The sequence below is a fragment of the Burkholderia sp. MBR-1 genome, assembly GCF_013822785.1.
GTDB classification, from domain to species: domain Bacteria; phylum Pseudomonadota; class Gammaproteobacteria; order Burkholderiales; family Burkholderiaceae; genus Burkholderia; species Burkholderia vietnamiensis.
The window spans coordinates 1,272,916-1,288,343 of record NZ_CP053609.1 but is presented as its reverse complement, the minus strand read 5'-3'; the positions used below and the strand labels follow the sequence as shown (position 1 = coordinate 1,288,343).

Here is a 15,428-nt window from a genome sequence, read left to right as displayed (position 1 = left end):
GCGAACCGCCTATATTGTAGAGGCTGATGCGTCGCCCTGTACGAACAGCCCCGCTGGCGAACAGGGCATGCAGCCGCCTTCGCGGCAACCGTCTACACGGGCCTGCCCGCCGTTTTCCGGGCGTCCGTGCAACGGAGCCGCACCTGATGTTTGTCGTCGTTGTCGACTCGTTCAACCAACAGAGGAATCCAAGATGAACATGAAAATCGCGACTCGCCTGTCCGTCTTCGCACTCGCCGGCGCACTGCTCGCCGGCTGCGCCACGCAGCAAGGCAACAACACGGCCGTCGGCACCGGCACGGGCGCGGCGCTGGGCGCGGGCATCGGCGCGCTGGCCGGCGGCGGCAAGGGCGCGGCGATCGGCGCGGGCGTCGGCGCGCTGGTCGGCGGCGTGACGGGTTACAACTGGCAGGCGATCAAGAACAAGCTCGCGCCGTCGGCAGCGAAGACGGGCACGCAGGTGACCGAGCAGCCGGACGGCTCGCTGAAGCTGAACGTGCCGAGCTCGGTGACGTTCGCCACCAACCAGTACGCGATCACGCCGGCATTCACGCCGCTGCTGAACGATCTGGCGACGACGCTGAACCAGAACCCGCAAGTGACGGCCTCGATCGTCGGCTACACGGACAGCACGGGCTCGGCACAGCTGAACCAGACGCTGTCGCAGAACCGCGCGCAGAGCGTCGTCAATGCGCTCGTGCAGCGCGGCGTCGCCGGCGGCCGCCTGTCGGCGCAGGGCATGGGCGCGTCGAACCCGATCGCGGACAACGCGACCGAAGCCGGCCGCGCGCAGAACCGCCGCGTCGAAATCTACCTGCGCGCAGCGCAGCAGTAAGCGGCACGACGACCGGAGACGAGGCCGCGCATTCGGCGCGCGGCCGCGTGCCACAAGGCTTGCCGCGGGCTCCGTAACAAATCGAAAAAAATTTCGAACTTCTGTCGCGACCCGCGGTCTGTCTTTACGGTACGCGGCTGGCGCAGCCGGCGCGTCACCATTCTCCTCTTGTCGTTGTTGCTCCGGGGCCGTATCCGCCCCGGTTTTTTTTGCCCGGAATTTTCGTGCTGCGATGCAACATCGCAGTGCCGGGCACGGCACTTCATGGGCGCCGCACGCCGCGCCCGCCCTCGCACCGCCCCGGCCCGACTGGGCGACCCGCGCCCCTGCTAGAATCGCAGTTTCCGTCGTTTAGCCGTTCCTTCTACAGACCCTATGTCCGCAACCGACCTCGCTTCCGTGCAGGCCGCGGCGCCGCAAGGCAGCCGCCAGATCCTCGTTACGTCCGCCCTTCCCTATGCCAACGGCCAGATCCACATCGGCCATCTGGTCGAGTACATCCAGACCGACATCTGGGTGCGGACGCTGCGAATGCACGGGCACGAGGTCTACTACATCGGCGCCGACGATACGCACGGCACGCCGATCATGCTGCGCGCCGAGATGGAAGGCCTCACGCCGAAGCAGCTGATCGACCGCGTGTGGGCCGAGCACAAGCGCGACTTCGACAGCTTCGGCGTGTCGTTCGACAATTTCTATTCGACCGATTCGGACGAAAACCGCGTGCTCAGCGAGAAGATCTACGTCGCGCTGAAGGAAAACGGCCTGATCGCCGAGCGCGAGATCGAGCAGGCGTACGACCCGGTCAAGGAAATGTTCCTGCCGGACCGCTTCATCAAGGGCGAATGCCCGAAGTGCCACGCGAAGGACCAGTACGGCGACAGCTGCGAAGTGTGCGGCTCGACCTACCTGCCCACCGAGCTGCTGAATCCGTACTCGGTCGTGTCCGGCGCGACGCCGGTGCGCAAGACGTCGACGCACCACTTCTTCCGCCTGTCCGACCCGCGCTGCGAGTCGTTCCTGCGCGACTGGGTCAGCGGCCTCGCGCAGCCCGAAGCGACCAACAAGATGCGCGAATGGCTCGGCGACGCCGGCGAAGCGAAGCTCGCCGACTGGGACATCTCGCGCGACGCGCCCTACTTCGGCTTCGAAATCCCCGGCGCGCCCGGCAAGTATTTCTACGTGTGGCTCGACGCGCCGGTCGGCTACTACGCGAGCTTCAAGAACCTGTGCGAGCGCAAGGGCATCGACTTCGACGCGTGGGTCCGCCCGGGCGCGACGGCCGAGCAGTATCACTTCATCGGCAAGGACATCCTGTATTTCCACACGCTGTTCTGGCCGGCGATGCTCGAATTTTCGGGCCACCGCACGCCGACCAACGTGTTCGCGCACGGCTTCCTGACCGTCGACGGCGCGAAGATGTCGAAGTCGCGCGGCACGTTCATCACCGCGCAGAGCTACATCGACACGGGCCTGAACCCCGAGTGGCTGCGCTACTACTTCGCCGCGAAGCTGAACGCGACGATGGAAGACATCGACCTGAACCTCGACGACTTCCAGGCGCGCGTGAACAGCGATCTGGTCGGCAAGTACGTGAACATCGCGAGCCGCGCGGCCGGCTTCCTGATCAAGCGCTTCGACGGCCGCGTGCAGGACAGCGCGATGAATCATCCGCTCGTCGCGAAGCTGCGCAACGCGATCGGCTCGATCGCCGCGCACTACGAAGCCCGCGAATACAGCCGCGCGCTGCGCCAGACGATGGAGCTCGCCGACGAAGTCAACGCGTACGTCGACGGCGCGAAGCCGTGGGAACTCGCGAAGGATCCGGCCAACGCGGTCGCGCTGCACGAGACCTGCAGCGTGAGCCTCGAGGCGTTCCGCCTGCTGTCGCTCGCGCTGAAGCCGGTGATGCCGCGCGTCGCGCAGGCCGTCGAGGCGTTCTTCGGGATCGCGCCGCTCGCATGGGCCGATGCCGCGAAGCCGCTGTCGTCCGCGCAGCCGATCAACGCGTACCAGCATCTGATGACGCGCGTCGACGCGAAGCAGATCGACGCGCTGCTCGCCGCGAACCGCGGTTCGCTGCAGGCCGACGGCGCTGCTGCGGCGGCCGCCTCGGGCGCGACCGGCGCCGCCGCCGCGAAGGACGCGAAGCCGGCCAAGGCGAACGCGAAGGCCGCCGCCGCGAACGCCGCGGACGACGGCCCGATCTCGATCGACGACTTCGCGAAGATCGATCTGCGCATCGCGAAGATCGTCGCGTGCCAGGCCGTCGAAGGCTCGGACAAGCTGCTGCAGCTCACGCTCGACGTCGGCGAGGAAAAGACCCGCAACGTGTTCTCGGGCATCAAGTCGGCGTATCAGCCCGAGCAGCTCGTCGGCAAGCTGACGGTGATGGTCGCGAACCTCGCGCCGCGCAAGATGAAGTTCGGGCTGTCCGAAGGGATGGTGCTCGCCGCGTCGGCCGCCGACGAGAAGGCCGAGCCGGGCCTCTACATCCTCGAGCCGCACAGCGGCGCGAAGCCCGGCATGCGCGTGAAGTAAGCGGCGCACCGCACTCGCAACAACGAAAAAGCCCCGCACGATGACGTGCGGGGCTTTTTTCATGGTCGCGCCACGGGCCGTGCGTGCGTGGGCTCGCTCAGCGCTGGCTGAACCAGCGGTCGAAGCGCCGCGTGTAGTTCAGATCGACGCCCTGGAACGTGCCGCCGTACGCGGACACCGACCAGAAGCGCGTCAGGTTGATGGTCGCCTTGAACGCGTTGCTGGCCGACTGCAAGCCCTGCTCGAAGCCGAGCACGAAGCGCTCGTTGATCGCCTTCGACACCTGGATCACCTGCGGATCGGTCAGGCCGACGTCGCTGCGGCCGATCGAGAATTCGTCGAGGCCGAAGGTCTGCGCGACCCGCTTGCCCGTCACGCTGCCGAGCAGCGCGAGCGCGGCCGTCATCGTGCCCTGCTGGCCGACGTTGTTGCCCTGGTCGGTGCCGTGCCCGAACAGCAGCCACGACAGCTTCTCGTTGTCGGTGACGTTCGGCTCCGACACCAGTTTGACCGTCAGCGACTGGATCGTGCCGGTCACCTGCACGCCGGCCTCGACCTCCTGATTGCGCCGCATCGCGAGGATGTTCACGCCGGGGTTCGACACGGGGCCGTTGAACGTGAAGAAGCCGTTCTCGATCGCGAGCTTGCGGCCGAACGACGTGTAGGTCGAGCCTTCGGTCACGCGCACGTTGCCGACCGCGCGCAGCGGCACGCCCGGCGCGCTCATCACCGTGATCGTGCCGCGCAGGCCGAGATCCGCGCCGTGCCCCTTGAAGCGGAAATCGTTGCCGAGGCCGATGTCGATGTTCGCGCGCGGTGCAAGCGACGGCGCGGGCTTGTTCTCGACCTTCTGCGGCTTGGCCGCCGCGGTACCCGTCTGCACGTCGCCGCGCACCGTGCCCTCGGGGCCGACGATCACGACGTCGTCGGACAGGTGCGGCGCCGATTGCTCGGGCAGGTCGAACAGCGCGTGATCGACGACGAACTTGCCGTCGATCGACAGCGCGCCGCGCGGCCCGTCGTTCGCGACGGTCGCCTTGCCCGACAGCGACAGCTTGCGGTCCGGCGCGGCGAACAGCTCGAGCTTGTCCGCGACGATGCTCGCGGTCAGGTCGGGCGCCTCGCCGTCGAGCCGCACGCGGCCGATCGCGCGCAGCGTGCCGTCGCCGCCGTGGAACTCGACCTGCTGGAATTCGACGAGGTTCTCCGCCAGCTTGACGCGCACGATGCCGTCCTTCAGCTGCACGCCCTGATCGACCAGCGTCGCGGACAGCTCGTCGCCCGTCAGCATCCCGGACACGCTCGGCTTGACCGGCGTGCCGGCGATCGTCAGCTTCAGCGCCGCGCGCCCGCCGAGCAGGTAGCTCGGCCCGAACAGGTTGCCGGTCGCCCGCAGCGACGGGATGTCGGCGTCGATGCGGCCGGCCAGCGGGCCGTCGTCGACGACGCCGAACACGCCGTCGCGCAGCGCCACCGGCACCGTGACGTTCGCGTCGAGCGTGCCGACCCGGTTCGCCTTCGCGAGCGCCACGACGTTGAGGCGGTTGCCCGGCACGAAGTTCGCGCGCGCCGACAGATCGGTCAGCCCGAGCGATGCGATGCCGCGCCCCGTCTCGATCGTCACGTCGCCGCCGCGCCGCTTCACCTGCAGGTAGCCGGTCGAGTTCGCGCCGAGCGAGAAGTCCCAGTCGGCGTCGAGCACGACGTCGGTTCGCACCGGCGAGCGCTGCCCCGTCAGCGCCTGGCGGATCTCGAGGAAGCGCGCGACCGACGCGCCGCGCACGGCGCCGGCCGAGCGCATCTGGCCGTGATCGAACACGAACGACTTCAGGTCGATCGCGGCGCCTTCGAGCGTGAGCTGCGTGGCGCCGAGCGTCACCCGGCCGGCGCCGGCCGACACGGCGAGCGGCGCCTGCAGCGCGAGCGTCGGCGTGCCGCGGTTCGCGAGGCGCGTGACGGTGCCGTCCCAGCGCATCCCGTCGCGATTCTCGACCACGCCGCCGTTGGCCGCGACCGTCAGGTCGATCATGCGGCCGCCGGCCGCGCCCGTCGCCGATGCCTCCAGCGTGTGCTTCGCGCGCGTGCCGTTCAGGTTCGCGCGCAGCGACTTCAGCTGCAGCGAGCCGAGCGCGACGTCGGTCGCGTCGGCGGTGAACACCAGCGTGCCGTTCGCGCCGTCGCGGATGTCCGCGTGCCCATCGGCGGCGCCGATCCGGTTCGAGCCGATCACCAAGTGCTGCACCTTGTAGGCGGCCGTCACGTTCGGATGCGCGAAGCTGCCGGTCAGGTCGCCCTGCGCCTGCACGAGCCCCTGCAAGCCGAAGCCGAGCCGGTCGAGCGCCGGCGCATCGACGACGAAGCGCAGCCGGTCGCCCGGCGCGCCGAAGCTGCCGTGCAGGTCGACGTGGTTGCCGGCAATCGTCAGGTTCACGTTGCTCGGCAGGATGCGCGTCCCGGCGAGCTGCACGACACCGGCGCCGGTCAGCGGCACGCCGTCGTACAGGCTGTCGCCGAGCTTGAAGGTCGCCTTGGTCGACAACTGCGGCGCCAAGGCGCCGGATGCGGTCAGCGTGCCCGACACGCGCGTTTCGCCGCGCCTGGGCCGCGCCGTCGCCGGCGCTTTCGGCTGCTTGCCGCCGCCTGCGGCCGGCGCCTGCAGCGCCGCGAGCAGCAGCGGATCGAACGCGGTCAGCGTCGCCTTCGCGTCGTAGCTCGCATGCGCGTCGTGGCGGAACACGCCGGTCAGGTCGATGCGGCCCTTGCCGGCCGTCACGCGCGCGTCGGACAGCACCGTCTGCTGCGACGTCAGCGCGACCTTCGCGCGCGCGCCCAGTGCGAGCTTCGGATCGTTCAGGTCGAAGTCGACGGTCGTCACGCCGCCGGCCAGCGTCACGCCGAGCAGGCCGCCCAGACGCATCGGCCGCAACTGGGCGACGAACGCGTTGAGGTCGAGATTCGCGGCCTTCAGATCGAAGCGGCCCTTGCCGCCCGTCAGCGTGCCGCCGCCCGTCACGCTGCCGTCGCGGATCAGCTTCAGCGCGAGGCCGTCGATGCGCTGCGCATGCGCGTCGAGCTTCACGGTCGCATGCGCGTCGACGACCGGCAGCAGGTGCTCGCCGAGCGTGCCCGGCTTCGCGTTGACGATCGACACCGGTCCCGTCACGGCGAAGCCCTTCGCGGCCGCGGCGCCCGGCGCGGCGGTGACCGGCGCGAGCTCGGCGCGCAGCGCGAGGTCGGCGGCCGGCGCGCCGGGCGCAAACGCCTGCGGATTCACGTGATCGAACGCCAGCGACGCGCGCGTGAGCGGCACCGCGCCGAACGCCGCGGCCTCGACGTGCGCGCGGCCGTTCAGCTTCATCCCGCTCGCGGACACGTCGGCGACGAGCGCTTCGAGCGAACCCGACACGTTCGCGCTCGCGTTGACCGGTTCGTCCGACAGCTTGCCCGCGTACGTCGCGGTGCCCGTCAGCGCGAACGGCTTCACGCCGTCGAGCTTGGCGCGCGCGGTCAGCGCGCCGTACGGCGTGTCGACGCCGTCGAGCGCGAGCTCGTGGTGACGGCCGTCGCTGCGGCCGTTCAGCGCGAGATGGTCGAGCTGGGTCGTCGATGCGCCTTCGTGGATCGCCAGATGATCGACGCGCAGGTCGTCGATGCGCAACTGCAGCGGCACGCGCAGATCCTGCGGCGGCGTCGACGGCTTCGACGGTCCCGGCACGATCCGCACGTCGACGGTGCCCGCGCGCAGATACGCGATCGACAGGCGCCACGGCGCGCGCGTCAGCGCCCAGCGGCCGTCGAGCCGATCGATCCGCACTTCGGTGCCCGCGCCGGCCGGGCTGGTCCACGCGAAGTCGCGCAGCCGCACGCCGGTCGCGAGCGACCCGCCCTCGAGCGTGCCGGCGAGGCGCCCGCCCAGCACGCGCACCGCGCTCTGCCACGCGAGCCGCGTGCCGCGCTCGGTGGTCGCCGCGGCCAGCACGAGCGCGACCGCCAGCACGACCAGCAACACGAGCGTCGCGAGCGTCCACGCGACGACGCGCCACGCGCGGCCGCGCCGCCGCGCACGCGGCGGCGGGTCGGGCTCACCGTGGGGCGCCCCCTCGGGCGAGTCCGGATCGTGAGGCGGCGGCGTGTCGTTCGGGTCCTTCGTCATGCGGTTCGTCGTGGATCGGGCTGCGAGGTCAGAAAGCGATGCCGAGCGTCAGGTACGGGCGCACGCTGCGGTTGCGCAGCCCGTATGCGACGTCGACGTTGATCGGGCCGACGGGGCTGCGCCAGCGCGCGCCGATGCCGACGCCCGGATAGAACACGCGCTCGCCCCACGCATCGGTCGCGGTGCCGATGTCGAAGAACGTCGCGGCGCCCCAGTCGTGGTTGAACCAGTGCTGGTATTCGGCGGTGCCGGTCATGAGGTACTTGGTCGGCAGCACGGAGCCGTCGACGTTGTTGCCGATGCTCTGATAGCCGTAGCCGCGCACCGAGTTCGAGCCGCCCGCGCGGAACAGCAGCGATGCCGGCACGCCGGCCGAGCTGCCGCTGGTGAACACGCCGCCGAGCTCGGCGCGGAACACGAACAGGTCGCGCCTGCCGATCGGCAGGTATTGCTGGCCGCGCGCGTAGCCGCGGATGAAGGTCTGGTCGGTCAGCACGCCCTTGATCGCGAAGCCGGCTTCCGCGTGGATCAGGTTGCCCGAACGCGGGAACAGCGGATCGTCGACGTTGCGGCGCGTCCACGACCACTGCGGCACCAGCGCGCGGCTCGTGGTCGGGCCGGCGCTGTTCTGGTCGAGCCGGTCCTGGTAGTACATCAGCGAGTACGCGTAGTCGATGAACTGGCCGGAGCGCGTGCGCTGCGCGCCGACCCGCGCGCTGTAGATCCGCGTGCCCGACACGTTGGTGTTCGTGTACGACGCGAGCACGCTGTTGGTCCATCCTTTCTGGCCGGGCGGCATCGACAGCTGGACCAGCCCGTACTGCTGGATCTGGTCGAGCCGGCCCGACACGGTGAGCGGCCACGCGGCGCCGAACGTGTCGAGGTACGTGTACGACCCCTGCACGTGCGGGCCCGTGTCCGTCGCGTAGCCGACGCCGCCGCGGATGCTGTTGTACGGAAACTCGCTGACCTTCACGTGTACGGGCGTGCGTTCGGGCTTCGACGTGTCGTCGCCGACGTCGATCGCGACGCTCGCGTAGTACGGCGTGTTCTGCAGCTGCCGCTGCAGCTCGGCGATGCGCTGCACGTCGTAGATCTCGCCTTCCGACAGCGGATTGACGTTCGTGACGATCTTTTCCGGATAGCGGCGCACGCCGTCGACATCGAGCTTGCCGATCGTGAAGGTCGGGCCGCTGTCGAACGTGACGGCCAGCGTCGCGCGCTGCGTGCGCGGATCGACGCGCGCCTCGGACGACACGATCTTCGCGCCGAGGTAGCGGCGCGACTGCAACTGCTTGAGCGCCGCGTTCTTCGCGCCGTCCCAGTCGGACTGCGTGAATGGGTCGCCCGGTTTCAGCGAGAACGCGAAGCGCGTCGCGGCCTCCTGCTTCGGGTCTTCGGCGTCGACCGGGCCCTTGAACGTCAGGTCGACCGCCGAGACGACGGTTTGCGGCCCCGGGTCGACGGCGACGCGCACGTCGCGCTTGCCCTCGCGGCTGCGCACGTCGGTGCGCACGACCGGCGAGAAATAGCCGGCCGTCGCGGTCAGGTCGCGCACCTGCTGCGGCGTGGCCGTCACGAGGAAGTCGAATTGATCGTCGCTGATGTCGTCGCGCTTCGCGAAGCGCGCGATGTCGAGGTGCGCGCCGAGCAGCTTGCGGATCGCGCGCGGCGCGTCGATGTCGACGTCGTATTTGGCATAGGCGGGCAGCGCGAAGAATGCGGCGACGCAGCCCGCGACGGCGGCCCGCGCCGCGGTGGCGGCGCCGCGCCGCGAGCGCCGGCGCGAATCGCGGGCCGAACGTGCGGCCGCGTCGTGCGCCGTATCTGCGTGGTAGTGGTTCGCCGGACCCGCCAAATATGACCTCGCCCTCGGTTGTCGTGATTTCGTGGAAAACCCTGTATTTGACCACACGGCCGCGGCCGCGCCCGCAGCGGCGCCGCTTTGATGCTTGCACGCAACGCCGGCGGCCGGCAGCCCGGCCAGCGCGTTCGACGTGCGATTGACACCGGCTGTTCCCCGCTATGCGGTAAAATCCCGCCATCGCGAATCCGGCGCATCGTGCGCCGCCAGAAACGGAAAGCCAAGCCATGCCGTACCAGTCCGACGTCACGCAGTTCCTGAACCAGCTCAAGCAACAGAAGCCGACGCTCGAGGAAGAGCAACGCAAGGGTCGTGCCCTGCTGTGGGACAAGCAGCCGATCGACCTCGACGAGCGCGCCGAGCAGCAGGAGTCGCGCGTGAAGCAAACGTCCTACGTCTACTACCAGAACTTCTGACGACGTGAGCGCCGCCGACGAGGCCAGCGCCGCCCGCAAGGACGACGCGATCGCCGCGCCCGCGGGCGCCGATTCGACGCCCGACACCGTCGACGGTGTCGCGGCGTTCGCACGTCTGTACGGCGAGCCGCTCTTCAAGCTGCCGCAGGATCTGTACATCCCGCCCGATGCGCTCGAGGTGTTCCTCGAGACCTTCGAAGGCCCGCTGGACCTGTTGCTGTACCTGATCCGCAAGCAGAACTTCAACGTGCTCGACATCCCGATGGCGCAGGTCACCGCGCAATACCTCGGTTATGTCGACCAGATCCGCACGTCGAATCTCGAGCTGGCAGCCGAATATCTGCTGATGGCCGCGATGCTGATCGAGATCAAGTCGCGGATGCTGCTGCCGGTCAAGAAGGCCGACACCGGCGAGGAAGCCGAGGATCCGCGCGCGGAGCTGGTGCGCCGGCTGCTCGAATACGAGCAGATGAAGCTCGCCGCGCAGCGCCTCGATCAACTGCCGCAGCTCGGCCGCGACTTCCTGCGCGCCGAGGTCTATATCGAGCAGAGCATCACGCCGCGCTTTCCCGACGTGAACTCGGACGACCTGCGCGCCGCGTGGGCCGACGTGCTCAAGCGCGCGAAGCTCGTCCAGCATCACAAGATCTCGCGCGAGGAGCTGTCGGTGCGCGAGCACATGAGCCTGATCCTGCGCCGGCTGCAGAATGCGCGCTTCATGGAGTTCGCCGAGCTGTTCGACACGTCGCGCGGCGTGCCGGTGGTCGTCGTGAACTTCATCGCGATGCTCGAGCTCGCGCGCGAATCGCTCGTCGAGATCACGCAACCCGAACCGTTCGCGCCGATCTACGTGCGCCTCGCCTACCTGCCCGCCTGATTCCGGCACGGTCGCAGCGCCCGCCTCCCCTGCAATGCAGCATCGAGCGCGCACCCACCCGCGCCGCCCCGCCGCGCCATGCCCGGATAAAAAGTGAACGACCGTTCTCTTTGCGGTGCGTGCGGCGGCCAAATCCTCTACAATCCGCCGACGCCCGATGCGCCGCCCGCGCACCGGCGTGCTCCGCTTCGACCCCGACGCCGCTGCTGCGGCGCCAACGCGCGCATGCGCGAGGAACCCGCTACCCGATCATGAAAGTCATCAGCCCGATCCAGGAACTGCGCGACCAGCTGCGCGGCCAGAACCGCACGGCGTTCGTGCCGACGATGGGCAATCTGCACGAAGGTCACCTGTCGCTGATGCGCCTCGCGCGCCAGCACGGCGACCCGGTCGTGGCGAGCATCTTCGTCAACCGGCTGCAGTTCGGTCCGAACGAGGATTTCGACAAATATCCGCGCACGCTGCAGGACGATATCGAGAAGCTGCAGAACGAAAACGTCTACGTGCTGTTCGCGCCGACCGAGCGCGACATGTATCCCGAGCCGCAGGAGTATCGCGTGCTGCCGCCCGACGACCTCGGCGGCATCCTCGAAGGCGAGTTCCGGCCCGGCTTCTTCGCCGGCGTATGCACGGTCGTGACGAAGCTGATGTCGTGCGTGCAGCCGCGCGTGGCCGTGTTCGGCAAGAAGGACTACCAGCAGCTGATGATCGTGCGCCGCATGTGCCAGCAGCTGGCGCTGCCGGTCGAGATCATCGCGGCCGAGACCGTGCGCGACGAAGACGGCCTCGCGCTGTCGTCGCGCAACCGCTACCTGACGGCCGACGAACGCACCGAGGCGCCCGAGCTCGTGAAAACGCTGCAGCGCGTGCGCGAAAGCGTGCTGGGCGGCGAGCGCGACCTCGGCAAGCTCGAGCAGCACGCCCGCGCGCATCTGGCCGAACGCGGCTGGGCGCCCGACTACATCGCGATCCGCCGCCGCGCGAACCTGATCGCGCCGAGCGCCGCCGAGCTCGAGGCGGGCGAGCCGCTCGTCGTGCTCGCGGCCGCGAAACTCGGCGCGACGCGCCTCATCGACAACCTGGAAATCTGACCGGCCGCGCCGCCTGTCACGCATCACGGAGATACCATGCAGCGCCATATGCTCAAATCGAAGATCCACCGTGCGGCCGTCACGCACTGCGAGCTGCACTACGAAGGCTCGTGCGCGATCGACGAAGACCTGCTCGAAGCGGCGGGCCTGATCGAAAACGAACGGATCGACATCTGGAACATCAACAACGGCGAGCGCTTCTCGACCTACGCGATCAAGGGCGAGCGCGGCAGCGGGATGATTTCGCTGAACGGTTCGGCCGCGCGTCGCGCGCAACTCGGCGACCTCGTGATCATCGCGGCGTTCGCGATGGTCGATGAAGCCGAGCTGCAGGCCGGCTGGAAGCCCAAGCTCGTGTTCATCGACGAAGGCAACAAGATCAAGGGCCACCGCGATCACGTCCCGACACAGAGCTGGACCTGATGCGCACGGCCGCCGGCACGTCGCAGCGGCTTGCCCGAGGCGGCCGCTGCGCCGCCGAGGCACGAAGGGCCTGATCGGGCACGCTGCCGGATCAGGCCCTTCGTCATTCGGCCGAGCTTCGCTGAGCGTCACTGAACGAGCCGGCAGGCGGGCGACGCCCGCCTGCCGCCGACGCGGCAGCGGCCGGCCGACTCACGACGCGCGGGCGGCCTTCTCCGCTTTCGGCGCGCGGCGCTCGGCCCATTCGACGATCGGCCGCCACTGTTCGAGATCCTTCTCGACGCGGCTCCTGGCGACGTCCCACAGCGTCAGGCCGTGCGCGGCGATCTGCACGTAGTTCTGCGTGTCGCGCACGTAGCCGAGCACCGGCAGCCCGAGCCCTTCGACGAAACGGTGCAGTTGGTCGGACGAGCGCGTGCGCGCGTCGACCCGCATCCCGACGATCCCGACCTCGACGCTGCCCTTGCGCACGGCCTTCTCGCCCGCGAGGCGCTCCAGAAACTGCTGGGTCGCGAGAATATCGAACATCGACGGCTGCAGCGGCACGATCACCTTGTCGGCCAGCCGCAGCGCGACGTCGAGCCGGTTGCCGTGCAGCCCGGCCGGCGTGTCGATGACCGCATATTCGAGGCCGCGCGGCGGCTTCGAAGGCGCGTCGGGGTCGAGATTCCACGCCTCGATCTGCGGCAGCCCGGCCGGCCGCAGATCGAGCCACGCATGCGCCGACTGCTGCCGGTCGAGATCGGCGAGCGCGACCCACGCGCCCTGCGCCGCGAAATAGCCGGCAAGATTGGTGGACAGCGTGCTCTTGCCGACGCCGCCCTTCGGATTCGCCACCACGATGACCGTCATGAATTCCCCCGAAAAAGCCGCGCGGCGCCCACCGTCCGGCAGGCGCCGCTCGATTGCGGATACAGGGAGCGATGATATCGGCAAACGGGGCATCACCGAAACCGGTGGAGCCGACGCGGGCGGCGGGCGGTTACGCGCTGCGCGGCGCGCCGAGCGCGAACGCGCCGCCGCCGAGCAGCGCCTGGACGGCCAGCGTGACGGCCCAGAACGCCGGATATTCCCAACCGCCGTGCGGCGACGCGAAGCTCCAGCCGTTCGGCAAATGCGCGCACACCGCGCCGAGCATGAACGGCAGCAGCACGAGCGCGGCAGTCCGTACGCGCACGCCCGCGAGCAGCGCGAGGCCGCCGGCCAGCTCGACGGCCGTCGTCAGATACGCGAGCCAGCCGGGCAGGCCGATCGACGCGAAGAACTGCGCGGTGCCGGGCAGCGTGAAGACGAACACCTTCTGTGCGACGTGCGCGAGATACAGCACGCCGAGCGCGACACGCAGCAGCGTCGCGCCGAGATCTTGCAGACGGGTGGGGTTCATGGCGGATTCCTTCGTGAGTGGATGACGATGGATCGCACTCTATTCGAAGCTATTTCACCGATAAATGCGCGATATGGCTTTGAATGATTCTCGACAGGAACGAATTGGCCCGCAAAAAGGGGCATGAGTGGGCCGTGGGCCGGTTATGCCTTGTGCCCTCTGCCGCGCGACGGCCTCCGCGCCGCCGCTGTCGCACCATGCGGCACCCGCCGCACCGAACTCCCGCCCGGCCAAGCCGAACGCGGACGCACGCACCATGCGGCGCCCGCCCTCTCGGCCCCGTCAGCGAAATTCCGCGTACAGCGCGCGCAGGTCGAGGTGCTCGGCGAACGAATCGGCGAGCCGCTCGATCGACGCCTCGCGCAGCGCCGGGTAATCGATGCGCTCCGCACCGTCGAGCCCCGCCCATGCGAGCAGTGCCGCGCACGCAGCGGGCGTGTCGAACAGGCCGTGCACGTAGGTGGCGAGGAGCTGGCCGTCGGCGGACAGCGCGCCGTCGGCGCGGCTGCCGCCCGCTGCATCGTCCGCCGCCAGCTGCAGCGCCGGTGCCGCGAGCGCGGGGCCGCGCGTGTCGCCCATGTGGATCTCGTAGCCGCGCACGGCGGGCGCGCCGGGCAGCGCCAGTTGGCCGGTCACGTTCTTCAGCGTCTTGTGCGGCAGCAGCGTCGTGTCGAAATCGAACAACCCGAGGCCCGGCACGCTGCCCGGCGCGCCTTCCAGGCCGAGCGGATCGTCGAGCGTGCGGCCGAGCATCTGCATGCCGCCGCAGATGCCGATCACCTTGCCGCCATAGCGCAGATGCCGGCGGATCACCGTGTCCCAGCCCGCGTCGCGCAGCCATTGGAGATCGCGCTGCACGCTCTTCGAGCCGGGCAGGATCAGCAGATCGGCGGCCGGCACCGGGCCGCTCTTCCAGTAGGTGAATTCGACCTGCGGATGCGCACGCAGCGGATCGAAATCCGTATGGTTGCTGATGCGCGGCAGCGCCGGCACCACCACCCGCAGCACGCCCGCGCCGTCGCGCGTGGCGGCGCTGCGCGCCTGCCGCGGCAGCATGTCCTCGGCGTCGAGCAGCAGTCCGTGCAGGTACGGCAGCACGCCGAACACCGGCTTGCCCGTCTGCGCGCGCAGCCAGTCGAGCCCCGGCTCGAGCAGTCCGATGTCGCCGCGGAAGCGGTTGATCACGAAGCCGCGCACGCGCGCACGCTCGCTGTCCGACAGGCACGCGAGCGTGCCGACCAGATGCGCGAACACGCCGCCGCGGTCGATGTCGGCCACCAGCACCACCGGGCAATCGACGCGTTCGGCGAACCCCATGTTGGCGATGTCGCCGTCGCGCAGGTTGATCTCGGCCGGGCTGCCGGCGCCTTCGACGATCACCGTGTCGTAGCCGTCGCGCAGACGCGCATACGACTCGAGCACCGCGTCGAACGCGACCGGCTTGTAGTCGTGATACGCGCGCGCATCGAGGTTCATCCGCGCGGCGCCGTGGATGATCACCTGCGCGCCGCGATCGCTGGTCGGCTTCAGCAGCACCGGGTTGAAGTCGGTATGGGGCGCCACGCCGGCCGCGAGCGCCTGCAGCGCCTGCGCGCGGCCGATCTCGCCGCCGTCGGCCGTCACCGCGCTGTTCAGCGCCATGTTCTGCGGCTTGAATGGCGCGACGCGCGCGCCCGCGCGCCGCGCGAGACGGCACAGGCCCGCGACCAGCGTGCTCTTGCCCGCGTCGGAGGTCGTGCCCTGGATCATCAACGTGCCGCGCGGCGGTTCGGGTGCGTTCATCGTGGGAATCGTGGGGATCGGGAAGAAAAATCGTGGCGACACAAAGCGGGCATTATCGCCCG

11 protein-coding genes are annotated in these 15,428 nt (G+C 69.4%); 6 read left to right on the top strand and 5 right to left on the bottom strand.

Annotated elements, in window-relative coordinates; all coding sequences use genetic code 11:
- Window positions 1-193: 193 nt before the first annotated feature.
- Together MBR110_RS05905 and metG are read left to right on the top strand one after the other, a co-directional pair.
- Entirely contained in the window at window positions 194-835 is a 642-nt protein-coding gene (locus MBR110_RS05905; protein ID WP_011885709.1) for an OmpA family protein, read from the top strand.
- Between the two features lie 375 nt (window positions 836-1,210).
- Entirely contained in the window at window positions 1,211-3,376 is a 2,166-nt protein-coding gene (gene metG, locus MBR110_RS05900; protein ID WP_059460527.1) for a methionine--tRNA ligase, read from the top strand.
- Between the two features lie 97 nt (window positions 3,377-3,473).
- Here the strand turns inward: metG and MBR110_RS05895 are convergent, their stop codons facing one another.
- Window positions 3,474-7,529 (bottom strand): translocation/assembly module TamB domain-containing protein, encoded by a 4,056-nt coding sequence (locus tag MBR110_RS05895; protein ID WP_181709215.1) that lies wholly within the window; start codon window positions 7,527-7,529, stop codon window positions 3,474-3,476.
- A gap of 28 nt (window positions 7,530-7,557) precedes the next feature.
- Window positions 7,558-9,387 carry an autotransporter assembly complex protein TamA gene (locus MBR110_RS05890; RefSeq protein ID WP_181709214.1) on the bottom strand — a complete coding sequence of 610 codons (1,830 nt, stop codon included), beginning with the start codon at window positions 9,385-9,387 and terminating at the stop codon, window positions 7,558-7,560.
- A gap of 233 nt (window positions 9,388-9,620) precedes the next feature.
- Here MBR110_RS05890 and MBR110_RS05885 point away from each other — a divergent pair, with 233 nt between their 5' ends.
- From MBR110_RS05885 to panD, 4 genes are all read left to right on the top strand, one after another.
- Entirely contained in the window at window positions 9,621-9,809 is a 189-nt protein-coding gene (locus tag MBR110_RS05885; RefSeq protein WP_011885713.1) for a DUF3460 family protein, read from the top strand.
- 4 nt (window positions 9,810-9,813) lie between these two features.
- Complete coding sequence (locus MBR110_RS05880; protein ID WP_011885714.1) at window positions 9,814-10,686, top strand: segregation and condensation protein A; 873 nt, start codon at window positions 9,814-9,816, stop codon at window positions 10,684-10,686.
- 251 nt (window positions 10,687-10,937) lie between these two features.
- Window positions 10,938-11,777 (top strand): pantoate--beta-alanine ligase, encoded by an 840-nt coding sequence (gene panC / locus MBR110_RS05875; protein ID WP_181709213.1) that lies wholly within the window; start codon window positions 10,938-10,940, stop codon window positions 11,775-11,777.
- Between the two features lie 36 nt (window positions 11,778-11,813).
- A complete protein-coding gene (gene panD, locus MBR110_RS05870) occupies window positions 11,814-12,200 on the top strand; it encodes an aspartate 1-decarboxylase (protein ID WP_011885716.1) in 387 nt (128 codons plus the stop codon).
- 192 nt (window positions 12,201-12,392) lie between these two features.
- Here panD and MBR110_RS05865 read toward each other — a convergent pair whose 3' ends face one another.
- The 3 genes from MBR110_RS05865 to MBR110_RS05855 form a co-directional block, all read right to left on the bottom strand.
- Window positions 12,393-13,052, bottom strand: coding sequence for a ParA family protein (locus MBR110_RS05865; protein ID WP_011885717.1), 660 nt, complete (start codon window positions 13,050-13,052; stop codon window positions 12,393-12,395).
- 130 nt (window positions 13,053-13,182) lie between these two features.
- The gene (locus tag MBR110_RS05860) at window positions 13,183-13,584 is read right to left on the bottom strand and encodes a DoxX family protein (protein WP_014723466.1); all 402 of its coding nucleotides are present in this window, start codon (window positions 13,582-13,584) and stop codon (window positions 13,183-13,185) included.
- Between the two features lie 282 nt (window positions 13,585-13,866).
- Window positions 13,867-15,366 (bottom strand): cobyric acid synthase, encoded by a 1,500-nt coding sequence (locus MBR110_RS05855; RefSeq protein WP_059463190.1) that lies wholly within the window; start codon window positions 15,364-15,366, stop codon window positions 13,867-13,869.
- Between the last annotated feature and the right edge of the window lie 62 nt (window positions 15,367-15,428).

Excerpts from the sequence above, each read along its gene's own strand:
- MBR110_RS05885 (WP_011885713.1), top strand. The coding sequence starts at position 9,621 with ATGCCGTACCAGTCCGACGTCACGCAGTTCCTGAACCAGCTCAAGCAA.
- MBR110_RS05865 (WP_011885717.1), bottom strand. The coding sequence starts at position 13,052 with ATGACGGTCATCGTGGTGGCGAATCCGAAGGGCGGCGTCGGCAAGAGC.
- MBR110_RS05895 (WP_181709215.1), bottom strand. The coding sequence starts at position 7,529 with ATGACGAAGGACCCGAACGACACGCCGCCGCCTCACGATCCGGACTCG.
- panD (WP_011885716.1), top strand. The coding sequence starts at position 11,814 with ATGCAGCGCCATATGCTCAAATCGAAGATCCACCGTGCGGCCGTCACG.
- MBR110_RS05905 (WP_011885709.1), top strand. The coding sequence starts at position 194 with ATGAACATGAAAATCGCGACTCGCCTGTCCGTCTTCGCACTCGCCGGC.
- MBR110_RS05855 (WP_059463190.1), bottom strand. The coding sequence starts at position 15,366 with ATGAACGCACCCGAACCGCCGCGCGGCACGTTGATGATCCAGGGCACG.
- panC (WP_181709213.1), top strand. The coding sequence starts at position 10,938 with ATGAAAGTCATCAGCCCGATCCAGGAACTGCGCGACCAGCTGCGCGGC.
- metG (WP_059460527.1), top strand. The coding sequence starts at position 1,211 with ATGTCCGCAACCGACCTCGCTTCCGTGCAGGCCGCGGCGCCGCAAGGC.
- MBR110_RS05860 (WP_014723466.1), bottom strand. The coding sequence starts at position 13,584 with ATGAACCCCACCCGTCTGCAAGATCTCGGCGCGACGCTGCTGCGTGTC.